Source organism: Corynebacterium sp. CQ3829_602738 (genome assembly GCF_054478435.1).
Window position 1 is genome coordinate 361855 of record NZ_CM137003.1, and the last position, 22125, is coordinate 383979.

Consider the following 22125-nt stretch of genomic DNA (forward strand, 5'->3'; position numbering starts at 1 on the left):
TGCGCCCGCGGGATGTGGGTTCTAGCCTCTTGGCTGGAGAACCTAAGTCGAGTGGCCGACTCTTCGGAGAGGGAGTTCGCAGTCCCTGGTTTTGGGGACAGCCCTAATTCAATGCGTGAGTATTGGATTCGCGTCGACACAAGGAGTAGTCCATGAAGAAACTGCTCGCAAGTCTCAGTGTTTCGGTGATCCTTTCCGGCGGATTTGTGACCGAAAAGGCGAATGCTAAAGACGTCACCGACTCAGATCAGATTGTAACCGTGAACAACAACAGTGACGCTGCGCGTAGCGTCTCTCCATCCGCAAAGAGCATTACAATTCGGAATGCCTCGGGAGGTGGGATCGGGGAGAAGATCGATACTCCTTCGGGGGTGCAACTCGAGTGGAGTATTGAGTCGCCCGTAGAGGAACATCAAAAGTCGTTCAGGGTAGAGGCGGATGGTCAGGTTGACCTGCATGTCGATCGGAACAGTGGCGCTCTACTCGTCCGAGTTGACGGATCTGATGTGGCGCTCATTGACGCTCCGTGGGCGCGCGACGCTGCCGGAAAGGCGCTCCCCACCCACTACGAAGTCGCTGGCGATACGTTCACCCAAGTTGTCGAGGTGAATCAACCCGACGTGGCCTATCCCATTGAAGCCGATCCCCGCGTGAATTGGGGGATTGTCAGCGGTCATATTTACTTCAGCAAGGAAGAAACTCGGCGAATGGCTGCCTCATCGGCAGCGGGGGCAGCAATTTCACCTTTCTGGGTTCTGGTTCCGCCCCCGTTCGGCGAGGTATTAGGGGCGTGGTGGGCAGACAATAGTGTTAACGTGACCGTCTGGGCAACAGCGGCGGTGGCGCAGGACAAATGTCTCGCGCTCAAAGTTGGCGCTACGGGCAGCGTTTCTCCTCCATCGTTAGGAGTAACTCCGGAACACTACACGCAGGGATGTGCTTAGCTGATGCCGATCTCTGGAGCAAATCTTCACTCTGCCAGGCTCACTAGGCGGGAGAGGGGCCTCAATCTCTCGTGGCTGGTCGCGCTGACGGTGCCCGCGTTGGGCTTGGCTTATTCGTGCATTACCAATGCACAGTCTGCAGCTGAATATTGTTGGGGCATCTCCGCAGCCGTAATTGTGTTTGGAGCCCTCTTCTATTTGGTTCCCAGGTATTCCCGCACGAAGCCCAGGCGATTTCTGCCCAGTTCCTTTGCTCCATTGTTTGCGGCGTACATCCCCGGTGTCATCGGGTTTTGGCAGGGGGGACTTTCTGCGGCTTCCTTGCTCTATCCGATTCTTCTCTACGCATTCGTTGCAGGCAGCGGGCGTCTCTATAAATGGGCTGAGGATGCCGCGCCGTAATCAATTGTTATGGGGCGTGTGCGCGAGGGCCTTCACGATGTCGCAGGTTATTCCAACTGTGCTGACCTCGACGGAATCACTGAAAGGACCCATAGTGTTATGTTGCCTGCCGTTGGTCCCTGCGCGAGATCGAAGGGCTGGGCGGTGGAGTACAGCATGGGGTAATCGTACTCACGGACATTTCTAGTCAGGCGGCTTTGCTTTGATGGGCAGTGTCCTGCGAACTGGCCGATGCGCCTGCTTTATAACTCTTTATAACTACCCCAACCTATAAAGAGGTATAAAGCACCCATGCTGCCTTCCGCCGACGAAATCCTCGAGCGCGCCCACGTCGTCGCCCTGCCCATGGCCGTGAAATTCCGCGGCGTGACCACCCGCGAGGCCCTGCTCATCGACGGCCCCGCCGGCTGGTGCATTTTGCCCACGTGGCGGTGGTAGGTGATGTCCGTGAAATCGAAGCCTTCAACCTCGCGCCATTGGCTGGGGTCGAAGGGCTGGGCGGTGGAGTACTGCATGGGGGTAATGGTAGGCCACTAGTTTCCCCAAAATGCTTTTAGTTAGGCAAGCCTTGCTTTAACATGATCGTTATGGAAGAACATGTGCTTATTGACGTCCCAGTGGGACACAACGCCACCATCGCGCACGTCGGCTGTCCGACGGCACGCCGCCTCCGCGAGCTGGGTCTGCGCACAGGCTCGAAAGTGACCGTCATGCAGAAAACCGCGGGCGGCGGCCGCGTGATCAAAGTCCGCGGCTCCCACTACGCCTTGGGCAAAGAAACGCTGCGTTTAATCACCATCGCTGAGGGGCAGGCGGCATAAATGTCGAATTGTCACGGCGCCCCTGTCGCGCAACATGCACCCGTTGGCACCCCGACCCTCGCGTTGGTCGGTGCGCCAAATGCCGGCAAATCCACCCTCTTCAATGCGCTGACCGGCGCGAGCGCATCCGTGGGCAACTACCCGGGCACCACCGTCGAGGTCGCCCGTGGAGTTTGGCGCGCACCGGGTGCAACGTACAACATCATTGACTTTCCGGGTGCCTACTCACTCGACCCGGTCAGCCCCGATGAGGCGCTCACGCGCGAATTGCTTATCGACGACCCCACGCTCCACGACCGACCCGACCTCGTCCTTGTGGCCGTGGACACCTCAAACCTCGCGCGTGGGCTGTACCTGGTGACGCAATTGGCGGAGCACCCGTACCGCGTCGTGGTGGTGCTGACCAAAGGGGATGTCGCTAGCCGTCAGGGCCTTGAAGTGGACCCGGTGGCGCTGGAGCGCGAACTCGGGCTGCCGGTGGTGGCGCTGGATCCGCGCAGGAGGGATGTCGGTGGGGTTGCTGGGGTCGTCGCTAAGCAACTGCTTCTACCTGGGGAAGCGACGCGGGAGGCGGGGGTGGGTGATGAGTTTGAGTTAGCCGAGGAGCGCTTCGAATTCATCGACAACGCCATCGCCGCCGCCACCATGCGCGACGAGCAGCGCGACACTCTGACGGAGACCGTCGACCGGTTCGTGTTGCACCCGGTTGCCGGACCGCTGATCTTCCTCGCAGCGATGTTCGCGGTCTTTCAGATCACCACTACAGTCGCCGCGCCGATGCAGGACGCGCTCGACGCGCTGTTTACGGGCCCGGTATCGAGCTGGGCAACTGCCGCGCTTCATGCGGTCGGGCTCGGGCACCCCGTGGTGGAAGGTCTGGTGGTTGGCGGCCTCATCGGTGGGGTGGGGATGGTGCTCACCTTCGTGCCGCTTATGGCCCTGATGTTTCTGTGCTTGGCCGTGTTGGAGGATTCCGGCTACATGGCCCGCGCCGCGGTGGTGGCCGACCGGCTGATGCGCGCGATCGGCCTGCCGGGCAAAGCGTTCATCCCGCTCATCGTCGGTTTCGGTTGCAATGTGCCGGCGATCTCCGCAACCCGTGTGCTAGCCACACCGCAGCAGCGCCTCCTGACCGCCCTGCTCGTGCCGTTCACCTCTTGCTCGGCGCGGTTGACGGTCTACGTCATGCTCGCGCAGACCTTCTTCCCGCAGCGTGCGGGCTTGGTGGTGTTCGCGATGTACGTCATATCCATCGCGCTCGTTGTGCTTGCCGGGTTACTGCTGAAGACCACGTTGTGGCGCACAATGGGCTCCGATCCGCTGGTCATCGACCTGCCCACGTACCAGATGCCCACCGCCAGGCTGAGTCTGACCGTCATGTGGATGCGGCTGAAGGGCTTCCTCAACACGGCCGGCGGCATTATCGTCGCCACCGTTGTGGTCATTTGGGCCCTGCAGTCCACCCCCGCGGTTGCCGGCTACAGCTGGGGCGACGAAGACCTCGCGCCACAGGACTCGGTATACGGCACGGTCTCCGGTGCCGCGGCTCCGATCTTCGAGCCCGCCGGTTTCGGCTCCTGGTCGCTGACCGGGCCGTTGGTCACCGGGTTCCTGGCCAAAGAGGCCGTAATCTCCACCTGGGCACAGACCTACGCGCTAGAGGACCCGTCGGAACTGGAGCCGGAGGAACAAGGCACTTCCGACCTCGCTGAAGCGGTGCGAGCCGACTTCGACGAGGCTTCCGGCGGCCACATGGTCGCGGCGGTGTGGGCGTACATGATTTTCCTCATGGCGTACACCCCGTGTGTCGCCACACTTGCCGCGCAGCGCAGGGAGATCGGATGGAAATGGACCCTCTTTGGCTTAGTCGGCCAACTCGCGCTTGCCTGGGGTTTGGCTGTGGTGGCGTTCCAGCTGCTGAAGGTGTGGTTCTAATGCGGCCGATGCAGGCGGTGATGGCCGCTATCCAGCAAGGCGCGCGCTCCCGCGCCGAGATCCGCCGCACGACTGGTCTGACTGATTCCACCGTGGACGCGGTGATCCACCACCTTGAGCGCACCGGCCGCTTGACCCTGGAGGAACTTGGGTCCTCGTGCGCGGGAGGGGATTGCGGATCCTGCATCGCCGCCGCCTCCAGCGGGATGACGTGCGCGGATCGGCCGAAGGGCCCCGTCGCCCTCGTGTTGGGCACCCGGCCCGGTGTATAACACACCCATGCTGCCTTCCGCCGACGAGATCCTCGAGCGCGCCCACGTTGTCGCGCTGCCCATGGCCGTGAAATTCCGCGGCGTGACCACCCGCGAGGCCCTGCTCATAGACGGCCCCGCCGGCTGGGGCGAATTCTCCCCGTTCACCGAATACGGTCCGCAGGAATCCGCCGCGTGGCTCGCCGCCGGCATCGAGGCGGCATTTACCGGCCTGCCTGAAGCGCACGGCGAAGTCGAGGTCAACGGCACCATCCCGGCGGTCGCCGACGTCGAGCCGGTGCTCGCGCGCTACCCCGGCGTTTCCACCTTCAAAATCAAGGTGGCGGAGAAGGGGCAGTCGCTTGACGACGATCTCCGGCGCGTCAACGCCGTCCGCCAGCTTCGCCCCGACGCGACCCTTCGCGTGGACGCCAACCGCGGCTGGAGCGTCGATGAGGCCGTCGAAGCCGCCGAGAAGCTCGGCGAGCTGGAGTACATCGAGCAGCCTTGCGCCACCGTGGAGGAACTCGCGGAGGTTCGGCGACGCACCCAGACCCCGATCGCTGCGGACGAGTCCATCCGCCGCGCCGCGGACCCGTACCGCGTGGCCGAACTTAAGGCGGCTGATGTGGCGGTGTGCAAGGTCGCGCCGTTAGGTGGTGTCGATAAGCTTCTGCGCATTGCCCGCGACTTGGACCTCGATGTGACCGTGGCCAGCGCGTTGGATACCGCCGTCGGGATGGACGCGGGGCTGGTGGCCGCGAAGCTTGCGGGCTCGCGCGCGGCTGGGCTGGCCACGCAGCGGCTGTTTGTTGAAGACGTCGCGGAGCCCCGGGAGATCACAAACGGGCGCATGGCGGTGACTCGCACTACCCCCGATCCGGACAGGCTGCACGCGCTGCAGGCGCCAGCGACGCGCCGCGAATGGTGGTTCGACCGCGTCCGCGCCTGCGTAGAGGTGCTAAATCAGTGCCCCCCGAATCCGGGTGTAATTCCGGAAACGGGTGTGGGAATCAGGGGGTGTCCGCTAACCTTTCGCCCATGTCGACTCCCGTGATCCACGAATCCGCCGCGCTTTCCGACGGCGACCTGGCCAAAGCGCCCGAACCCGGCGAGTGGCGCCGCCAGCTCATCGGCCTGATCACCGGTGTGGTGCTGGCCGTGCTCGTCTACATCTTCTTCCCCTCTGGCGCGGCGGAGACCGTCGCGCAGTCCTCCGGCGCGAAGGAAGGCGTGGAGTACTCCGCGGACACCATGCGCATCGTCGCCGCCACCACCGTGCTCATGGGCGCGTGGTGGATGACGGAGGCGATCCCGCTGGCCGCCACCGCGCTGCTGCCCATCGCCGTGTTCCCGCTGGCGGGAGTCGCGCCGTTCAAGGACGTGTCCTCGCCGTACGCCTCCGCGACGATCTTTTTGTTCATGGGCGGGTTCCTCATGGCGCTGGGCCTGCAGCGCTGGAACCTGCACCGCCGCCTGGCGCTGATGGTGGTCAAGGTGGTGGGCACGTCCCCGAAGCGCATCATCTTGGGCTTCATGCTCGCCACCGGGTTTATGTCCATGTGGGTGTCCAACACCGCAACGGCCGTGGTGATGCTGCCCATCGGCACTTCCGTGCTCATGCTCACCGCCGACACCGTCGGCGGGATGAAGAACCAGAAGAAGTTCGCCACCGCGCTGATGCTGGCGATCGCGTACTCGGCGTCGATTGGCTCGCTGGCAACGCTCATCGGCACCCCGCCGAACGCGCTGCTCAAGGGCTACATGGAGGAGGCCCACGGCATCGTCATCGGCTTCGGCGAGTGGATGCTGGTGGGCCTGCCGGTGGCCGTGCTGTTTACCTTCATCGCGTGGTGGGTGCTCATCACCGTGTTCAAGCCGGAGGTGGACAACATCCCGGGCGGACGCGAGCTCATCGACGAAGAACTGAAAAAGCTCGGTCCCTGGACCTTCCCCCAGGCCGCCGTCGGCGTGATCTTCCTGGTGGCCGCCCTGGCGTGGATCTTCATCCCGCTGGGCATCAACCAGTTCGGCTGGACCTTCCCGTACGACGACGCCATCGTGGGCATCATCGCCGGCCTGCTCATGTTCATCGTGCCCGGCAAGTCCGACGGCAAGCGCCTTTTGGACTGGGAGACGGCCAACGAGATGCCGTGGGACGTGCTGCTGCTGTTCGGCGGCGGGTTGAGCCTGTCCGCGATGTTCACCGCGACCGGCTTGTCCCTGTGGATCGGTGAGAAGGCGAAGGGCCTGTCTTCGCTGCCGACGTTCCTGCTCATCCTCGCCGTCGCCGCGCTCGTGCTGATTTTGACGGAGCTGACCTCCAACACCGCCACGGCGGCGACGTTCCTGCCCATCATGGGCGGCGTCGCAGTGGGCATCGGGCTTACCGACGCCACGGAGATGAACGTCATGCTGCTCGCCATCCCGGTGGCACTTTCCGCCACCTGTGCGTTCATGCTGCCGGTGGCCACCCCGCCGAACGCGATTGCCTATTCGTCGGGCTACGTCACCATGGGCGAGATGATCAAGGGCGGCGTCTGGCTCAACGCCATTGCCATGGTGCTGATCACCCTGGCCACCTACTTCATCGCGGTGCCGGTGTTCGGGCTGGTGCTGTAAAGCCTCTAAAGCCCGACACCTCCGCGCCCCGTCAAGAGCATTTGGCGGGGCGCGCTAGTGTATTTCGCATGGATAACGAGACGAGACAGTACGGCCCCCAGGGTGGCGAGCCGCGCCGCGAGCGACCCCGGCAGTACTTCCCGGACCAGTCCCAAAACCAGTACCAGCAACCGCAGCCGCAGTCGCGCTACGAGGAGCACTACGCTCAGCCCGCCTACGAGCAGCCGTACTACGACAACGGGTACGAGCCAGAGCCGGAGAAGGGCACCTCGGCGGGCGCGATCGCGCTCGGCGTGTTCGCGGCGCTGAGCTTCATCGCCGCGGTGGTGCTGGCCGTGCTGTGGCGCGGCGCCGCCGCGGAGGCGGACAAGCCGCCGGTGACGGAGACCAGCACCATCGTGCAAACCACCACCGAGCGCGAGACGAAGACGGAGACCACCACCAAGTTCCCGTCCATTTTCCGGGACCGGGACAACCCCACCGCGACACTGGAGCCGACGGAGCCGGTGCCGGCACCGGATCCGGGCGAGCTCGAGCGTGAGATCCGCGACGGCGCCCGCGACATTCTGGACCAGCTGCGCGGCGGCGCGGACGAGTACCTACAGGAGCAGTAGATGGCAGCTATGGAGATTGCGGCGGCGGTGGCGGAGCTCGTCGCCAAGCATTGCACCGATGTGGTCATGAGCCCGGGCTCGCGCAACTCGCCGCTGGCATACGCGCTGCTCGCGCGCCGCGACGTGCGGGTGCACATGCGTATCGACGAGCGCTCCGCTGCCTTCACCGCCCTCGGTTTGGCACGAGTGCAGCGCCGCCACGTCGGCGTGGTGATGACCTCCGGCACCGCCGTGGCGAATGCGTACCCGGCGGTGATTGAGGCGCACATGTCCCACACCCCGCTCGCGGTGATCAGCGCGGACCGCCCGGAGCGCCTCGTCGGCACAGGCGCGTCGCAGACCATCTGGCAGCAGGGCATCTTCAGCCGCTACGCCGAGACGCAGCAGGTGCAATCGCTTGACGACGTCCACGCAGCCTCCTTTGCCACCCCCCAGGTCCACATCAACGTGGCCCTGGACACCCCGCTCGTGCCGGAGCAGCTGCCGGAACCGGTGGGGCAGCCGCGCCGGGTCGGGCCGGGTGCCCTCGAGGGCTCGCGCGGCTGGGAGGATCACGGCGTCGTGGACGTGGACCTGACCCGCAACACCCTGGTCATTGCCGGCGACGAGGCCTGGGAGGTGCCGGGGCTGGAGCACGTGCCCACCATCGCTGAGCCGACCGCGCCCACGCCGTTCCACCAGGTGCACCCGCTGGCCGCGCGCTTTTTCGCGCAATCTGAGGTGGCCATCTCCCACGACGGGGGCGACTTCGCTGCCGACACCAAGCCGGAGCAGGTCATCGTGGTGGGCCACCCGACGCTGCACCGCGACGTGATGGCGTTGTTGGCGGACCCGGACATCGAGGTCGTCGGCATCTCGCGCACAGAGACGTTCACCGGGCAGCCGGATAAGCGCGGCTCGCGGGTCAACGCCACCGGCCAGCCCACGGACACGTGGCTGAAGATCTGCGAGGCCGCCGGCGATGTCGGCGCCGAAACCGTGCGCCAAGCGCTCACGGAGGACGAGTTCGGGTTCACCGGCCTGCACGTCGCCGCCGCGGTGTGCGACACCCTCGGCGTGGGCGACACGCTGGTGCTCGGCTCGTCCAACCCGGTGCGCGACGCGTCGTTCGTGGGCATGCCCTTCGACGGCGTGGACACCTATTCCGCCCGGGGTGCTGCGGGCATCGACGGCACCGTCTCCCAGGCCGTCGGCGTGGCATTGGCCACCCAGGCGCTGCGCCCGGACGAGATCCGCGCACCGCGCACCGTCGCGCTCATGGGGGATTTGACCTTCCTCCACGACGCCAACGGACTGCTCATCGGGCCCGACGAGCCGCGCCCGGGCAACCTCACCATCGTGGTGGCCAACGACGACGGCGGCGGCATCTTCGAAGCCCTCGAGCCGGGTGCGGATCACCTCCGCGGCGCGTTTGAGCGGGTCTTCGGCACGCCGCACGGCGCGGACATCGAGCAGCTGGCGGAAGCGTACGGCGCCGACTACCGGCGCGCCGACGCCCTCGCCGAGCTCAACGAGGTGCTGCTGGAGCTCGAAGCGCAGCCGAGCCCGATCACCGTCGTGGAGGCCGCCACCACACGCACCACCCGCCGAGCGTTGGCGGCGCGCCTGAACCGATGAGGTGGCGCCGCCGCGCGCACCAGGTGGTGCTCGCGCTCTACGCCTTTGCCACCCTCGGCAGCGTGGCCATGGTCGCAGGTCCCGCGCTCAACGACGCCCGCATCCAGGCCAACCCCGGCCGCGGCACCGCCATAGTCACCGAAGCCGGGCGCATGCGCACCTTTGTGGAGTACCAGACCGAAGACGGCCAGCTGGTCTCCCCGCCGCGCGGGCTGCTGTACCCGACCGGGCTAGGGGAGGGGCAGCAGGTGTGGGTGACCTACGACAAAACCGACCCTGACCTGGTCAAGGTGGAAGGCCGCGGCTGGGCGCTGGCGCTTCTGCCCGCATTGTCCACCTGGGCTGTGGTCACGCTCGTCGCCGCCGGGGCCTGGTTCGCCGTGGGCCGGTGGGTGCCGGAGGGGTAGAAAAAAATTCATGTCCGGTTCAACCAGAATTGGTGGCAAGTTCGAATTGCAGTGGGAGAGTGCCTGATATGCGAGTGGGAATCGTGGCGGAGTCTTTCCTCCCCAACGTCAACGGAGTGACCAATTCGGTGCTGCGCGTGCTCGAGCACCTCAAGCGCGAAGGCCACGAGGCGATGGTCGTCGCACCCGGCGCGCGCGACTTCCAGGACGAGATCCCCGACTACTTGGGCTTCGAGATCGTCCGCGTGCCCACAGTCATGGTCCCCCTGGTGGATTCGCTGCCGATCGGCGTGCCCACCTCCACCGTCGCGGCGGCGCTGTCCGGGTTCAAGCCGGACATCATCCACCTGGCTAGCCCGTTCGTCCTCGGCGGGGCCGGCGTGTTCGCGGCGCGCCAGCTCGGTGTGCCGGCGGTGGCGCTGTACCAGACGGACGTCGCCGGCTTCGCCACCAAGTACCACCTGCCCATGGTGGCGAACTTGGCGTGGGATTGGACGCGCACGATCCACAACATGAGCGAGATGACGCTGGCGCCGTCGTCGAGCTACATCCGCATGCTCGAGTCCCACGGCATCAAAAACGTGCGCCACTGGGGCCGCGGCGTGGACACCGAGCTGTTCAATCCGGCAAAGCGCTCCGACGTGCTGCGCCGCATGTGGGATCCCACGGGCGAGAAGAAGATCGTCGGCTTCGTGGGCAGGTTGGCCGCGGAGAAGTCGGTGCACCGCCTTGCCCCGCTTGTCGACGACCCTGCGGTCCAACTCGTCATCGTCGGCGACGGCCCGGAGCGGGATTGCCTTGCCGAGACCCTGCCTTCCGCCGTGTTCACCGGCGCGCTGTCCGGCGAGGAGCTCGCCCGCGCCTACGCGTCGCTGGACCTGTTCGTGCACACCGGCGAGTTTGAGACGTTCTGCCAGGCCATCCAGGAGGCGCAGGCCTCGGGCGTGCCGACGATCGGCCCGCGCGCCGGCGGCCCCATCGACCTGATTAAGCACGGAGACAACGGCCTGCTGCTTGAGGTGGACACCTTCGAAGACGAGCTGCCGGACGCCGCGCGCTGGATCCTCGACGACGTCCGCCACGCCACCCTGCAGGCCGCCGCCCGCGAGTCCGTGGCCGACAAGACCTGGGCCGCACTCGGCGACCAGCTGCTGGGTTACTACACCGAGGTGCTGGACTCCTACGAGCGCAAGGTGGTCAGCCTGTTCGGCCGCGACGTGGCCCTGCCGCGCTGGGCACCGGCACGCCTAGGCCAATCCCGCAGGCAAGCGCGGCGCGGCGACACCGCGTAGGCGCATGCGCGCCGCCAAGTAGAGTGGCGAGCATGTCCGTCGGCGACCTGTCCACCAGCACCCAGAACTACCTCAAAGGCATCTGGGCGCTTTCGGAGTGGTCAGATACGCCGGTGACGCCGTCGTCAGTGGCCAAGCACCTTGGACTGCGCAAATCCACCGTCTCCGACGGGGTGCGCAAACTCGGCGAGCAGGGCCTGGTGGAGCACAAGCCCTACGGCGCCGTCGAGCTGACCGACACTGGCCGCACGTACGCGGTGGCGATGATCCGCCGCCACCGCCTGATTGAAACGTTTTTGGTGGAGGCGTTGGGCTACACCTGGGACCAGGTGCACGACGAGGCCGAAAACCTCGAGCACTCGGTGAGCGACTTTATGGTCGACCGCATCGACGCGTTTTTGGACTACCCCAGCCGCGACCCCCACGGTGACCCCATCCCCTCAGCCAGCGGGCGTGTTGATGCCCCCGAGGCCGTCCCACTGACCGGCGTGCAGCCGGGGCAGAAGGCCACGATTGAACGCATTGCCGACGACGACCCGAAACTGCTGCAATTCTTCGACAGTCACGGGCTCGTCGTCGGCGCAACCCTCGAGGTGGGAGAGGGTGCCCCTTACTCCGGCGCGGTCGCGGTCCGGCTTGCCGGCGCGGCGGAGGCGGTGCCGCTCGGCGAGGAAGCCACGGATTCCGTCTTCGTGCGCGTGGATGCGTAACGACGACCCCGCAGCACCCCATGCGGGCCGAACAGGTACACCACACCAAACACCACACCTTGGGCGAGCACAATCATGCCGCCAGAGGCTGTGTCCAGGTAGTAGGAGCAGTACAACCCCACGATTGCACACGCTGCCGACATGGTCGGGGCGATGACCAGCATCGTGCCGAACTTGTTGGTGAGCAGGTAGGCGGTCGCACCCGGGATGATCAGCATCGCCACCACCAGGATCACGCCAACGGCCTGGAGTGCCACCACTGACGTCAGCGCCAGCAGTGCCAGCAGGGCCGCACCGAGCAGGCGCGGATTCAACCCAATCGCGTGTGCATGGGTGGGATCGAACGCGTAGAGGGTGAAGTCGCGCCGCTTGAGCACCAGCACGCTCAACACGATCGCTCCCAGGATGGCCACCTGCAGCAGGTCCCCACGGGACACACCAAGCAGATTGCCGAAGATGATGTGGTTCAGATCCGTGTGCGAAGGGGTTACCGAAATGAGCACGAGCCCCAGCGCGAACATGGTGGTGAACACAATGCCAATGGCCGCATCCTCCTTCACCCGGGACGTATCGCGCACCAGCCCGATCAGTGCCACCGCAAGGAACCCGAACACCACCGCGCCGACGGCAAACGGCACGCCCAGAATGTAGGCCAGCACCACGCCGGGCAGGACAGCGTGGCTTACCGCATCGCCCATCAGCGACCAGCCAACCAACACCAGCCAGCACGACAACAGCGCGCAGACAATCGACGCCACCAGCGAGGTCGCAAGCGCACGCATCATGAACTCGTACCCAAACGGCTCCGTAAGCAGCGCAATCATGCTGACACCCCCATACCGAAGCCCTGTACCAAATTGTCCGGCTCTAACACCACTTCAGTCGGGGCGTGCATCAACACCCGGCGGTTCAACAGCACTGTCTCCGGCGCGAGCTGGGGCAAGGCAACCAGGTCGTGCGTCACCACAAAAATAGTGGTGCCTTCTGCCGCGAGGTCACGCAGCAGCTCAGTGATGGTGGCCTCGGAATGTTTGTCCACGCCGGCGAAGGGTTCGTCGAGAAGCATGATGCTCGCACCCTGAGCGATACCGCGGGCGATGAAGGCACGCTTCTTCTGGCCACCCGAAAGCTGACCGATCTGGCGGTCTGCGAACGACTCAAGGTGGGTGCGCTCAAGCGCGCGATCCACAGCCGCAATGTCCTCCGCACGCGCGTGGCGGGTAAAGCCCATGTGGCCGTAGCGGCCCATCATGACCACATCACGCACTGTGACCGGGAACTGCCAGTCCACGTCCTCGCTCTGCGGGACGTAGCCCAGCACCTGCGTCTTGCGGGCGCGCATGGGGTCGATGCCGTTGATACGAACCGTGCCGCGATCCGGCTTGACCAACCCCATGATCGCCTTGAGTAGCGTGGATTTGCCCGCGCCGTTCATCCCGATCAGCCCACAGATACGGCCTGGTTGGACGCTCAAAGTTGCGCCGTCGAGCGCGACGACGTCGCCGTAGCGCACCGCAACATCGTCAACCGCGATTGCGGGGATCACTGCTTGCCCCCGTTCAAACCGTCGATGATCACCTTCGTGTCGTGGCGAATCAGATCCAGGTAGGTCGGCACCGGACCGTTTTCCTCAGAAAGCGAATCGACGTAGAGGGTGCCGCCGTACTCCGCGCCGGTGGCCTTCACGACCTGCATCATCGGCGCGTTAGAGACCGTGGATTCACAGAACACAGACGGGACGTTGTTTTCCTTCACAAACTCGATCGCGCCGGCGATCTGCTGCGGGGTGGCTTCCTGCTCAGCGTTGACCGGCCAGATGTAGCGCTCGGTCAACTTCGCGTCGCGAGCCAGATAGGAGAACGCACCTTCGCAGGTGACCAAGGCGCGCTGCTTGTCGGGGACAGCGGCGAGCTTGGTTTCCAGCTCGTCTTGCACAGCCTGCAGTTCCTGCTTGTATGTTTCGCCGTTGGCCTTGAAATCATCGGCGTGCTCCGGGTCGAGTTCGCTGAACGCGTCGACGATGTTGTCCACGTACTTCTGCACGTTCACCGGACTCATCCAGGCGTGCGGGTTGGGCTTGCCGGCGTAGGCGTCCTCCGCGATGTCGATCGGGTCGACACCTTCGCTGACCACGGCGTGGGGCACGTCCAGGTCGGCGACGAACTGGGAGAACCAGTTTTCCAGGTTCATGCCGTTGTCCAGGATCAGGTCGGCGTCGGAGGCGCGCGAGATGTCGCCCGGGGTGGGCTCGTAGCCGTGGATTTCCGCGCCGGGTTTGGTGATGGACTCCACTCGCAGGTGGTCGCCAGCGACGTTCGAGGCGATGTCCTGGATCACCGTGAACGTGGTGAGCACGACGGGGGTGTCTTTGTCGCCTGCGGCGTCGGTGCTGTCCTGCGAACAGCCTGCCAGGCCGGCGGCTAGCGCAGCCGTGGCGGCGAGTGCGAGCACCTTGGATTTCAGCATGTTGGTCCTCTTCTTTCCGTGTTCTTCTGTGTTCTTTTCCGTGCGGTTAGAGAAGCGGCGGCGGGCCGACGCGGTGGGACGTGGCAATGAATCGGTCGAGCTTTTCCGGGGATTCGTCGCGCAGGTAGACGGCGAGCAGCCGCATCAGGTTGAGCGTGACGTCTTCCGGGTTGGCGCTCGAGCGCACGAGCCGCGCGGACGCGAGGTAGTCGCCTTCGCGTGCGGTCTCGAACAATGCGATGGCTTCGAGCCATGCGCCCATGTTGGAGTCATCAAGTCCCATACCGGCGAATAATAAAGTTCGGTGCGCCGAACTTGCAAGTGTTGTGTTGTCGTATGGCCTCCGTTTGTGGGTGGCAAAGTAGACTTGCGCATCATGGCCAAGGCGGATCTGGAGAAAAAGCCCTTCGACGTCGCGGGGATGTTCGACGATGTCGGCGCGAAGTACGATACGACGAACACCGTGCTGTCGTTCGGCTTGGACAAGTACTGGCGACGTCGCACCCGCGAGCGCCTGGACTTAAAGCCCGGCGAGCTCGTGCTCGATCTGGCCGCCGGCACCGCCGTGTCCACCGTGGAGCTGGGCAAGTCCGGCGCGTGGGTGGTGGCCTGCGACTTTTCCCAGGGCATGCTCGCCGCCGGCAAGGACCGCGACGTGCCCAAGGTCGTCGGCGACGCGATGCACCTGCCGTTCGCCGACGAGACCTTCGACGCGGTGACCATCTCCTACGGCCTGCGCAACGTCCACGACTTCGAGGCCGGCCTGCGCGAGATGGCGCGCGTGACCAAGCCGGGCGGGCGCCTCGCCGTCAACGAGTTCTCCACGCCCGTCGTGCCCGGCTTCCGTACGCTGTACAAGGAGTACCTGCCGCTGGCGGTGCCGGCGCTGGCGAAGCTATTTTCCTCCAACGCGGAGGCCTACGAGTACCTCGCCGAATCCATCCGCGCCTGGCCCGGCCAGGAAGAGCTCGCCGCGGCGATTAACGCCAACGGTTGGACCGATGCCGGCTGGCAGAACCTCACCGGCGGTATTGTCGCGCTGCACAGCGCGGTCAAGCCTGCCTAGCGCACGTCCCAAAGCGGCTGGTCGCCCGACACCGCCCGCGCGCCCTTACCGGCCATACGCCACAGCCTTGCGACGAGGTCCGTGTCCTCCTCAGCCACGAGGTTGCCCATCAGCCACGCCGCCACCGGCATGATGTAACGCCCGCCCAGCCCGCGCAGCGCCACCGGTCCCGCCAGCGGCAAAAACTGCGGGTACGTAAGCAGGCGCGCCAGGGTGCGGGCCAGGGTGAACGCCTCGCCGTAGCGCTCGCGCAGAAGCGCCGGCCACGCCAGCGTCAGGTCGCCGCCGCCTGCGATCAGCTCGACGGCGGCGACCGCCGTTTCCAGTCCGTAGTCGATGCCCTCGCCGTTGAGCGGGTTCACGCACGCCGCCGCGTCGCCGATCAGCGCCCAGTTCGGGCCCGCCACGTTGGACACCGCCCCACCCATGGGCAGCAGCGCCGAGGCCACGGCCTGTTCTGGGCCGAGCTGCCACTCCTCGCGCTGCTGCGAGGCGTACAGGGCGAGCAGCTTCTTCGTGTTCACTTTCGCCGGGCGCGCATCCGTCGACAGTGCGCCGCAGCCGAGGTTCACGGTGCCGTCGCCAAGCGGGAAGATCCAGCCGTAGCCGGGCTGGATTACCCCGTCGGCGTCGCGAAGTTCCACGTGCGAGTGCATCCACGGCTCGTCCGAAAACGGCGAGGCGCAGTAGGATCGCGCCGCAATCCCGTAGACCTGCCCGCGGTGCCACTTTCGCCCCAGCAGCTTGCCGAAGGGGGAGCGCACCCCGTCCGCCACGATCACCCAGCGGGCGCGGACCACGCCGCCGGAAGTCTCCACCGCGCTGATCGCCCCGTCGCTGAAACGCACCCCCGTCGCGGCGCAGTCGTGGCGGACGGTGGCGCCGGCGAGCGAAGCTTCGTCGACAAGCATCGCGTCGAATTTCGCGCGCGGGGACGCGGACCCCTCGCCGCGCGGCCACGGCGCGACCACATCGCCGCCGAAGCCGTGCAGCTTCAGCCCTTTGTTGCGGTACGCGGGCACCTCCAGCCCCAGGCGCGCAAGCGTATCGACGGCGCGCGGCGTGAGCCCGTCCCCGCAGGTTTTGTCGCGGCGGGGGGATTGCGCGTCGAGAAGCAGGGTGCTCATGCCGGCCCTTTGCGCGGCGATCGCGGCGGCGGAACCCGCAGGGCCTGCGCCCACAACGACGAGGTCGAACAACTCACTCACGCGCCACATTCTGCCAGCGCCACCCGCAAGTGCACCCGGCGGGGTAATTGGGCTACGGTTAGTGCGTTACACATGGGCCCATCCAACCTGCAAGGACGTTATCTATGACGTACGGCACCACTCCGTCACCGCGCCACGGATTCAACCTGGACCTGGGCGACGACGCGCTCAACACCCGGCTCAACACCGGGCTCGAAGCGGTGGAGGAGCTGCTGATTACGGAACTTTCCCGCGGGGAGAGCTTCCTCACCGACAAAGTCACCCACCTGGCCAAAGCCGGCGGCAAACGCTTCCGCCCCATGATGGCGCTGCTGTGCAGCGAGTTCGGGCCGAACCCCGGCGCTGAGAACGTCATCCGCGGCGCCGCGGCGACCGAGATGGTGCACCTAGCCACGCTCTACCACGACGACGTCATGGACGAAGCCGAGCGCCGCCGCGGCGTGGAATCCGCCAACACCCGTTGGACCAACACCGTGGCCATCCTCGCCGGCGACATCCTGTTCGCCCACGCGTCGCGGCAGATGAGCCTGATGGACCTGGACACCGTGGCCCACTTCGCGGACACCTTCTCCGAGCTGGTCACCGGCCAGATGCGCGAAACCGTCGGCGCGGACGGCACGGGCGCGGCGGACCCGGTGGAGCACTACCTGAAGGTCATCGAGGAAAAGACCGGTGTGCTCATCTCCTCCGCCGCCTACCTGGGCGCGCGCCACGCCGGCGCCTCCGACGAGGTGGTGGAGCGCTGCTCCCGCATCGGCGACGCGGTGGGCATGATCTTCCAGATCGTCGACGACATCATCGACATCTTCTCCGACCCCGAGCAGTCCGGGAAGACCCCCGGCACCGACCTGCGCGAGGGTGTGTTCACCCTGCCGGTGCTCTACGCGCTGAAGGAGGACTCGCCCGCCGGCGAGGAGCTGCGCGGCCTGCTCACCGGCCCGCTCACCGACGACGCCGACGTCGCCCGCGCCCTGGAACTCCTCGGCCAAACCCGCGGGCGCGAGCGCGCCCTGGAGACGGTGCGCGGCTACGTCGACGACGTCGAGCGCGAACTCGACGCCCTGCCGGACGGCCCCGCCCGCGAAGCGCTTCGCACCATGACCCGCCTGACCGTCGAACGAGTCGGTTAACCAGCCGATTTGCACCGATCGCGGGGCGGTGTTGTAAGGTAAATCCCGCACTTTGAACGTGCTTGCCAGGTTGCCCGAGCGGCCAAAGGGAGCGGACTGTAAATCCGCCGGCATTGCCTTCAGAAGTTCGAATCTTCTACCTGGCACCACACACAAACCCCGCCGGTTTCACCGGCGGGGTTTCGTCGTTAAGCAAGTGCTTCACGACGTCTAAAGCACCCACCGTAACCGCCTAAAAAACCCGCAACTGCCTGGCGATTTGTGTTTGAAAACAACATCAGGTTAATCTTTCCAAGGCTTCAACGGAGCGGGTCAGAGCGAAAGCGAAGATCCACAACACAGAGGCTGTGCCCCCTTAGCTCAGTCGGCAGAGCGTTTCCATGGTAAGGAAAAGGTCGACAGTTCGATTCTGTCAGGGGGCTCTGTTGTTTGCTAGGGCCTTTTGGCCCGGCGAACACCAGGGCGGTGTAGCTCAGTGGTAGAGCAAGCGACTCATAATCGCTGTGTCGAGAGTTCAATTCTCTCCATCGCTACTCACCTCAAACGGGAGCCGAAAGGTGACCGTGGTAGGGTTAGGCGCACTTGAACGAGTGCCCTAGGGGCGTGGCGCAATTGGTAGCGCAACGGTCTCCAAAACCGTAGGTTGCAGGTTCGAGTCCTGTCGCCCCTGCCAAAACAACCTGGAGGAGTTTTAGTGACTAACCCCAACGGTCAAAACCCCGCACAGCCGACCGGCAAGCGTCAGCTGCGTGGGGCTTCTCCCGTTTCCTCCGAGGGCTACGAAGCGAAGCGTGCCCCCGTCGCCGACGACGCGGACGAGAAGGACGGCTCCAGCGTCGCCGCCTTCCCGGGCGAAGTCGTCTCCGAGATGAACAAAGTCATCTGGCCGACCGGCAAGCAGATGCTCAACTACACCCTCATCGTGTTTGCGTTCCTGATCGTGCTGACCATCTTCGTGTGGGGCACCGACGCGCTGGCATCGTGGCTGATTCGCTGGATCTTCATCCGCTAGGTACAATTCAACGCGCACAAACTTTTCCCGCCGCCTCGGACGCCGAGGAGGGCGGGATAATTTTTGCCCCGGTACCCTGGGGCGCACACGTTTCGACGGATGAGGAGACACACCCATGACTGAGGCAAACAAAGACGTTGAAGGCGCAATCGAGAACAACGAGCAGGAAATGATCGACGAGGGCGCGCCCGTGCAGCCGTCCACCGACCCGGTCCTGAACGGCGGCGACGACGACTCGGCCGGCACCGAGGGCGGTGACTCCTCCGACGAGGAGAGCGACAGTAGCGCCGACGCCGCAGCCGAGGGCGCGGTGGAGGAGCCGGTCCAGGAGACCGACCTGAACACCATCGAGTCCGCCGAGGGTGAAGATGGCGCCGAGGCAGACGCCGACTCAGACAGCGAGTACAAGCGCCGCCTGCGCGAGTACACCCGCGAGCTGAAGAAGCAGCCGGGCGACTGGTACATCATCCAGTCCTACTCCGGCTACGAAAACAAGGTAAAGACCAACCTGGAGATGCGTTCCCAGACCCTCGAGGTCGAGGACTCCATCTACGAGGTTGTCGTGCCCATCGAGCAGGCCATCGAGAACAAGGACGGCAAGAAGAAGCTGGTCAAGCGCAAGCTTCTGCCGGGCTACGTGCTCGTGCGCATGGACATGAACGACGCTGCCTGGTCCGTGGTCCGTGAGACCCCGGGTGTGACCTCGTTCGTGGGCAACGAGGGTAATGCGACGCCGGTGAAGCACCGGGACGTCGCTAAGTTCTTGCTTCCCAAGTCCGCCGCAACCGGCGCGAAGCCGGAGGTCAACGCCGACGGCGAGACCGTCGTGGCGATGCCGGAGGAAGAGGCACCGAAGAAGCTCGCGCACGACTACAAGGTCGGCGAGGCCGTCACGATCCTCTCCGGCGCGCTGGCGAGCGTGTCCGCCACCATCAACGCGATCGACCCGGAGACCGGCAAGATCGAGGCGCTGGTGTCCATCTTCGGCCGCGAGACCCCGGTGGAGCTGACCGCCGACCAGATCGAGCGCATCATGTAGGAGCGTTTTGCTTCTCGACGTCCTCACGGCGTATCCTAATTCGTCGCGCGTGCACGCACGCGCGACGTTTTCAATTCTTGTAAATCCCCGGTGGCTGGGTCTACCCCCGGCATCCGGAAGCCCCGCGGCAGCTCATCGTGGCTGCGGGTGCTGTAACTAGGAGGTACTGCGATGGCAAAGAAGAAGGTCACCGGCCTGATCAAGCTGCAGATCGAAGCAGGCATGGCCAACCCGGCCCCGCCGGTCGGTCCGGCCCTCGGTGCGCACGGCGTCAACATCGTCGAGTTCACCAAGGCCTACAACGCCGCAACCGAGTCCATGCGCGGCAACATCGTGCCGGTGGAGATCACGGTCTACGAAGACCGCTCCTTCGACTTCATCCTGAAGTCCCCGCCGGCAGCGTCGCTGCTGCTGAAGGCTGCAGGCCTGAAGAAGGGCTCCGGCGTCCCGCACACTGACAAGGTTGGCAAGGTCACCTGGGAGCAGTGCAAGGAGATCGCCGAGACCAAGAAGAACGACCTCAACGCCCGCGATATCGAGGCAGGTGCTGCGATCATCGCTGGTACTGCCCGTTCCATGGGTATTGACGTCGAGAAGTAAAAAGCTTCGCGTGGAAGGGCCTTTAGCCAGGCCCGCAAACCACAGCTCCTGAAAGGAACCCAACATGGCTAAGAAGTCCAAGCACTACATCGAGCAGCTGGCGAAGGTCGACCGCGACAGCTTCTACCACCCGCTCGACGCCGTCACGCTTGCGAAGGAGACCTCCTCCGACAAGTACGACGCAACCATCGACGTTGCAATGCGCCTGTCCGTCGACCCGCGCAAGGCCGACCAGCTGGTCCGCGGCACCGTCAACCTGCCGCACGGCACCGGTAAGACCGTCCGCGTCGCTGTCTTCGCCGAGGGCGAGAACGCAACCAAGGCGCAGGAGGCTGGCGCGGACATCGTCGGCACCGACGAGCTGATCGAGCAGATCAACGCAGGCACCATCGACTTCGACGTGGCTATCGCTACGCCGGACCAGATGGCCAAGGTCGGCCGCGTCGCCCGCGTGCTGGGCCCGCGTGGTCTGATGCCGAACCCGAAGACCGGCACCGTCACCCCGGACGTGGCTAAGGCTGTCGCCGACTCCAAGGGCGGCAAGATCGCCTTCCGCGTGGACAAGGCGTCCAACCTGCACGCCATCATCGGCAAGGCGTCGTTTACCCCGGAGCAGCTCGCTGAGAACTACGGCGCGCTGCTCGACGAGGTCATCCGCCTGAAGCCGGCGTCCGCCAAGGGCATCTACCTGAAGAAGATCACCGTCTCCGCTACCCAGGGCCCGGGTGTTCCGGTGGACACCTCCGTGGAGAAGAACTACGCCACCAAGTAGTTCGTCTTCTTTCGCGCGCGCCGAATCGCCGTCGTCCGTTGTTGGGCGGCGGCGTTTCGCGTTGTTAGGGCAGGGGTGTGCTTCGGGGTCCGAAGAGTTGGTCGAGTGCTCCGCGGTCGGTGTTTCTCAGGTGGTATCCCCGCGGTGAGATCCACCAGGGTGCGCCTCTGATCATGGTGATGCGGCCGCGGCTCTTGCGCCAGGGGTCGTCGTCGTTGACCCGGTTGTGGTAGCGGCACAGCGGCACGAGGTTGTTCATGTTGGTGTAGCCGCCGTGTTTCCACGCATCCACGTGGTGGATCTCGGAGCCCAACGCCCCGTGCCTGCAGCCTGGGAAGGCGCACACGGGTGAGACCATGCAGGCGAGGTCGCGTTGTTTCTGGTTGGCGAAGCGCTCGGTGTCGTAGAGGTTCACCGCGCCTTCCTCCGGGTGGAAGGCGGCAACCTCCAAGGTGTCGCCGAACTCTTGCTGCATGTACTCCGCCCCGGTCATGGTGGTGCCGTCAGTCAAGGTGAGGATGACGTCGTCGCCGTCACCCGCCATGATGCGCGCGTGCTCCGAAATCGGCACCATCACGATCGGGCGTGGTGCCGCGGCGACGACCCCGCCGGTTTTGCCTTCGACGATGCGCCAAAACGCCTCCTCCATCTGGGCTGCGGCCGGCTGTGTGGCGTCGATGTCTTGGCGCAGGCGGTGCTCGAGGTCTGCGGCTTTGCGGTCGGTGGTGTCGATGGTGATGCGCGCCCGGCCGTTTCTCGGTGCGGAGAACGCGACCTGTTGCTTTTTCGGGGTGTCATCGTCGCGGGGCACCAGCTCTCGTGCGGCGCGTTCGATCGCGCGGTATCCGCCGGTGACGTCCAGCAAGGCGAGGCGCAGCCGCCACCGCTCACCAAGATCTTTCACGCCCCCGACGCGGCGTTCGATCAGCGCGAGCTCGTCCAGGGAGAACCCGCGGGCCTTCTGTGCTGCCACAGCTTGTTTGCGGGTGAACTTGGTCGGCCCGTAGTACACCTTCTGCATTGCGTCCCACGCCCGTGCCCGATCCGGCGCCATCCCGGCGCCCAGCGCAACAGACAGGTCGAAGTGCCGCAGCGTCTCCATGGATGCTGCGGCCATCGCCTGAATGAATGCGTCGAACGGGTTCATGCCACGAACACTAAACACAACGCAACCCCACACAACCCCCGAACCGAAATCTGTGGACAACTCGCCACAC

General features: G+C 65.3%; 23 protein-coding genes, 4 tRNA genes and 2 pseudogenes. 22 read left to right on the forward strand and 7 right to left on the reverse strand.

What is annotated here, in order from left to right; genetic code table 11:
• Positions 1–152 precede the first annotated feature (152 nt).
• Together ACX1NL_RS01610 and ACX1NL_RS01615 are read left to right on the forward strand one after the other, a co-directional pair.
• Complete coding sequence (locus ACX1NL_RS01610; protein WP_194560160.1) at positions 153–944, forward strand: hypothetical protein; 792 nt, start codon at positions 153–155, stop codon at positions 942–944.
• 693 nt (positions 945–1637) lie between these two features.
• A pseudogene (locus ACX1NL_RS01615) lies at positions 1638–1757 on the forward strand (o-succinylbenzoate synthase); the annotation flags it as partial.
• 8 nt (positions 1758–1765) lie between these two features.
• Here ACX1NL_RS01615 and ACX1NL_RS01620 read toward each other — a convergent pair.
• Positions 1766–1861, reverse strand: a pseudogene (locus ACX1NL_RS01620) (1,4-dihydroxy-2-naphthoyl-CoA synthase); the annotation flags it as partial.
• Positions 1862–1933: 72 nt separating this feature from the next.
• Between ACX1NL_RS01620 and ACX1NL_RS01625 the strand changes: the two are divergent.
• From ACX1NL_RS01625 to ACX1NL_RS01670, 10 genes are all read left to right on the forward strand, one after another.
• A complete protein-coding gene (locus ACX1NL_RS01625) occupies positions 1934–2167 on the forward strand; it encodes a FeoA family protein (RefSeq protein ID WP_458898450.1) in 234 nt (77 codons plus the stop codon).
• Positions 2168–4102 carry a ferrous iron transport protein B gene (gene feoB / locus ACX1NL_RS01630; RefSeq protein WP_458898451.1) on the forward strand — a complete coding sequence of 645 codons (1935 nt, stop codon included), beginning with the start codon at positions 2168–2170 and terminating at the stop codon, positions 4100–4102.
• The gene (locus ACX1NL_RS01635; protein ID WP_458898452.1) at positions 4102–4374 is read left to right on the forward strand and encodes a FeoC-like transcriptional regulator; all 273 of its coding nucleotides are present in this window, start codon (positions 4102–4104) and stop codon (positions 4372–4374) included. Before feoB ends, ACX1NL_RS01635 begins: the two co-directional genes overlap by 1 nt.
• A 7-nt stretch (positions 4375–4381) precedes the next feature.
• On the forward strand, positions 4382–5410 hold the full coding sequence (locus ACX1NL_RS01640; RefSeq protein ID WP_458898453.1) for an o-succinylbenzoate synthase: 1029 nt from the start codon (positions 4382–4384) through the stop codon (positions 5408–5410).
• Positions 5395–6975, forward strand: coding sequence for an SLC13 family permease (locus ACX1NL_RS01645; RefSeq protein WP_458898454.1), 1581 nt, complete (start codon positions 5395–5397; stop codon positions 6973–6975). Before ACX1NL_RS01640 ends, ACX1NL_RS01645 begins: the two co-directional genes overlap by 16 nt.
• Positions 6976–7043: 68 nt before the next feature.
• Positions 7044–7589, forward strand: coding sequence for a hypothetical protein (locus tag ACX1NL_RS01650; protein ID WP_458898455.1), 546 nt, complete (start codon positions 7044–7046; stop codon positions 7587–7589).
• Entirely contained in the window at positions 7590–9206 is a 1617-nt protein-coding gene (gene menD / locus ACX1NL_RS01655) for a 2-succinyl-5-enolpyruvyl-6-hydroxy-3-cyclohexene-1-carboxylic-acid synthase (RefSeq protein ID WP_458898456.1), read from the forward strand.
• Positions 9203–9613, forward strand: a complete 411-nt coding sequence (locus ACX1NL_RS01660; protein WP_458898457.1) for a DUF3592 domain-containing protein — start codon at positions 9203–9205, stop codon at positions 9611–9613. The genes menD and ACX1NL_RS01660 overlap by 4 nt, the downstream gene beginning before the upstream one ends.
• A 68-nt stretch (positions 9614–9681) precedes the next feature.
• Positions 9682–10905, forward strand: coding sequence for a glycosyltransferase family 4 protein (locus ACX1NL_RS01665; protein WP_269952421.1), 1224 nt, complete (start codon positions 9682–9684; stop codon positions 10903–10905).
• Between the two features lie 32 nt (positions 10906–10937).
• On the forward strand, positions 10938–11615 hold the full coding sequence (locus ACX1NL_RS01670) for a metal-dependent transcriptional regulator (RefSeq protein WP_038609549.1): 678 nt from the start codon (positions 10938–10940) through the stop codon (positions 11613–11615).
• Here ACX1NL_RS01670 and ACX1NL_RS01675 read toward each other — a convergent pair.
• Genes ACX1NL_RS01675 through ACX1NL_RS01690 form a run of 4 tightly spaced genes read right to left on the reverse strand, consistent with a single transcriptional unit; the run spans position 11516 to position 14364 of the window.
• The gene (locus tag ACX1NL_RS01675) at positions 11516–12439 is read right to left on the reverse strand and encodes a metal ABC transporter permease (RefSeq protein WP_051106251.1); all 924 of its coding nucleotides are present in this window, start codon (positions 12437–12439) and stop codon (positions 11516–11518) included. The genes ACX1NL_RS01670 and ACX1NL_RS01675 overlap by 100 nt on opposite strands.
• Complete coding sequence (locus tag ACX1NL_RS01680) at positions 12436–13161, reverse strand: metal ABC transporter ATP-binding protein (protein WP_034997179.1); 726 nt, start codon at positions 13159–13161, stop codon at positions 12436–12438. Before ACX1NL_RS01680 ends, ACX1NL_RS01675 begins: the two co-directional genes overlap by 4 nt.
• Positions 13158–14081, reverse strand: coding sequence for a metal ABC transporter substrate-binding protein (locus ACX1NL_RS01685; RefSeq protein WP_311389723.1), 924 nt, complete (start codon positions 14079–14081; stop codon positions 13158–13160). Before ACX1NL_RS01685 ends, ACX1NL_RS01680 begins: the two co-directional genes overlap by 4 nt.
• A 46-nt stretch (positions 14082–14127) precedes the next feature.
• Complete coding sequence (locus ACX1NL_RS01690) at positions 14128–14364, reverse strand: tudor domain-containing protein (protein WP_239355888.1); 237 nt, start codon at positions 14362–14364, stop codon at positions 14128–14130.
• A gap of 93 nt (positions 14365–14457) precedes the next feature.
• Between ACX1NL_RS01690 and ACX1NL_RS01695 the strand changes: the two genes are divergently transcribed.
• Positions 14458–15147, forward strand: a complete 690-nt coding sequence (locus ACX1NL_RS01695; protein ID WP_269508433.1) for a demethylmenaquinone methyltransferase — start codon at positions 14458–14460, stop codon at positions 15145–15147.
• On the opposite strand, the gene ACX1NL_RS01700 is transcribed toward ACX1NL_RS01695, so the two are convergent.
• Positions 15144–16364 carry a geranylgeranyl reductase family protein gene (locus ACX1NL_RS01700; RefSeq protein ID WP_458898458.1) on the reverse strand — a complete coding sequence of 407 codons (1221 nt, stop codon included), beginning with the start codon at positions 16362–16364 and terminating at the stop codon, positions 15144–15146. The genes ACX1NL_RS01695 and ACX1NL_RS01700 overlap by 4 nt on opposite strands.
• 95 nt (positions 16365–16459) lie before the next feature.
• On the opposite strand from ACX1NL_RS01700, the gene ACX1NL_RS01705 reads away from it, so the two are divergent.
• From ACX1NL_RS01705 to rplA, 9 genes are all read left to right on the forward strand, one after another.
• Complete coding sequence (locus ACX1NL_RS01705) at positions 16460–17485, forward strand: polyprenyl synthetase family protein (RefSeq protein ID WP_458898459.1); 1026 nt, start codon at positions 16460–16462, stop codon at positions 17483–17485.
• Positions 17486–17549: 64 nt separating this feature from the next.
• A tRNA-Tyr gene (locus ACX1NL_RS01710) sits at positions 17550–17634 on the forward strand.
• 200 nt (positions 17635–17834) lie between these two features.
• Positions 17835–17907: transfer RNA gene (locus ACX1NL_RS01715), tRNA-Thr, on the forward strand.
• 39 nt (positions 17908–17946) lie between these two features.
• Positions 17947–18018: transfer RNA gene (locus ACX1NL_RS01720), tRNA-Met, on the forward strand.
• Between the two features lie 64 nt (positions 18019–18082).
• A tRNA-Trp gene (locus tag ACX1NL_RS01725) sits at positions 18083–18158 on the forward strand.
• Between the two features lie 21 nt (positions 18159–18179).
• The gene (secE, locus tag ACX1NL_RS01730) at positions 18180–18497 is read left to right on the forward strand and encodes a preprotein translocase subunit SecE (RefSeq protein WP_181889763.1); all 318 of its coding nucleotides are present in this window, start codon (positions 18180–18182) and stop codon (positions 18495–18497) included.
• A 115-nt stretch (positions 18498–18612) separates the two neighbouring features.
• On the forward strand, positions 18613–19536 hold the full coding sequence (gene nusG, locus ACX1NL_RS01735; RefSeq protein WP_458898460.1) for a transcription termination/antitermination protein NusG: 924 nt from the start codon (positions 18613–18615) through the stop codon (positions 19534–19536).
• Between the two features lie 171 nt (positions 19537–19707).
• On the forward strand, positions 19708–20136 hold the full coding sequence (gene rplK, locus ACX1NL_RS01740) for a 50S ribosomal protein L11 (protein ID WP_034997189.1): 429 nt from the start codon (positions 19708–19710) through the stop codon (positions 20134–20136).
• A gap of 64 nt (positions 20137–20200) precedes the next feature.
• Complete coding sequence (gene rplA / locus ACX1NL_RS01745; RefSeq protein WP_181889764.1) at positions 20201–20908, forward strand: 50S ribosomal protein L1; 708 nt, start codon at positions 20201–20203, stop codon at positions 20906–20908.
• 64 nt (positions 20909–20972) lie between these two features.
• Here rplA and ACX1NL_RS01750 read toward each other — a convergent pair whose 3' ends face one another.
• A complete protein-coding gene (locus ACX1NL_RS01750; RefSeq protein WP_239355882.1) occupies positions 20973–22055 on the reverse strand; it encodes an HNH endonuclease signature motif containing protein in 1083 nt (360 codons plus the stop codon).
• Positions 22056–22125 lie beyond the last annotated feature (70 nt).

Excerpts from the sequence above, each read along its gene's own strand:
- ACX1NL_RS01685 (WP_311389723.1), bottom strand. The coding sequence starts at position 14,081 with ATGCTGAAATCCAAGGTGCTCGCACTCGCCGCCACGGCTGCGCTAGCC.
- ACX1NL_RS01700 (WP_458898458.1), bottom strand. The coding sequence starts at position 16,364 with ATGTGGCGCGTGAGTGAGTTGTTCGACCTCGTCGTTGTGGGCGCAGGC.
- ACX1NL_RS01625 (WP_458898450.1), top strand. The coding sequence starts at position 1,934 with ATGGAAGAACATGTGCTTATTGACGTCCCAGTGGGACACAACGCCACC.
- ACX1NL_RS01635 (WP_458898452.1), top strand. The coding sequence starts at position 4,102 with ATGCGGCCGATGCAGGCGGTGATGGCCGCTATCCAGCAAGGCGCGCGC.
- ACX1NL_RS01690 (WP_239355888.1), bottom strand. The coding sequence starts at position 14,364 with ATGGGACTTGATGACTCCAACATGGGCGCATGGCTCGAAGCCATCGCA.
- rplK (WP_034997189.1), top strand. The coding sequence starts at position 19,708 with ATGGCAAAGAAGAAGGTCACCGGCCTGATCAAGCTGCAGATCGAAGCA.
- ACX1NL_RS01650 (WP_458898455.1), top strand. The coding sequence starts at position 7,044 with ATGGATAACGAGACGAGACAGTACGGCCCCCAGGGTGGCGAGCCGCGC.
- ACX1NL_RS01640 (WP_458898453.1), top strand. The coding sequence starts at position 4,382 with ATGCTGCCTTCCGCCGACGAGATCCTCGAGCGCGCCCACGTTGTCGCG.
- ACX1NL_RS01695 (WP_269508433.1), top strand. The coding sequence starts at position 14,458 with ATGGCCAAGGCGGATCTGGAGAAAAAGCCCTTCGACGTCGCGGGGATG.
- nusG (WP_458898460.1), top strand. The coding sequence starts at position 18,613 with ATGACTGAGGCAAACAAAGACGTTGAAGGCGCAATCGAGAACAACGAG.
- feoB (WP_458898451.1), top strand. The coding sequence starts at position 2,168 with ATGTCGAATTGTCACGGCGCCCCTGTCGCGCAACATGCACCCGTTGGC.
- ACX1NL_RS01705 (WP_458898459.1), top strand. The coding sequence starts at position 16,460 with ATGACGTACGGCACCACTCCGTCACCGCGCCACGGATTCAACCTGGAC.
- ACX1NL_RS01610 (WP_194560160.1), top strand. The coding sequence starts at position 153 with ATGAAGAAACTGCTCGCAAGTCTCAGTGTTTCGGTGATCCTTTCCGGC.
- ACX1NL_RS01660 (WP_458898457.1), top strand. The coding sequence starts at position 9,203 with ATGAGGTGGCGCCGCCGCGCGCACCAGGTGGTGCTCGCGCTCTACGCC.
- ACX1NL_RS01675 (WP_051106251.1), bottom strand. The coding sequence starts at position 12,439 with ATGATTGCGCTGCTTACGGAGCCGTTTGGGTACGAGTTCATGATGCGT.
- ACX1NL_RS01670 (WP_038609549.1), top strand. The coding sequence starts at position 10,938 with ATGTCCGTCGGCGACCTGTCCACCAGCACCCAGAACTACCTCAAAGGC.
- ACX1NL_RS01750 (WP_239355882.1), bottom strand. The coding sequence starts at position 22,055 with ATGAACCCGTTCGACGCATTCATTCAGGCGATGGCCGCAGCATCCATG.
- ACX1NL_RS01665 (WP_269952421.1), top strand. The coding sequence starts at position 9,682 with ATGCGAGTGGGAATCGTGGCGGAGTCTTTCCTCCCCAACGTCAACGGA.
- rplA (WP_181889764.1), top strand. The coding sequence starts at position 20,201 with ATGGCTAAGAAGTCCAAGCACTACATCGAGCAGCTGGCGAAGGTCGAC.
- ACX1NL_RS01645 (WP_458898454.1), top strand. The coding sequence starts at position 5,395 with ATGTCGACTCCCGTGATCCACGAATCCGCCGCGCTTTCCGACGGCGAC.
- menD (WP_458898456.1), top strand. The coding sequence starts at position 7,590 with ATGGCAGCTATGGAGATTGCGGCGGCGGTGGCGGAGCTCGTCGCCAAG.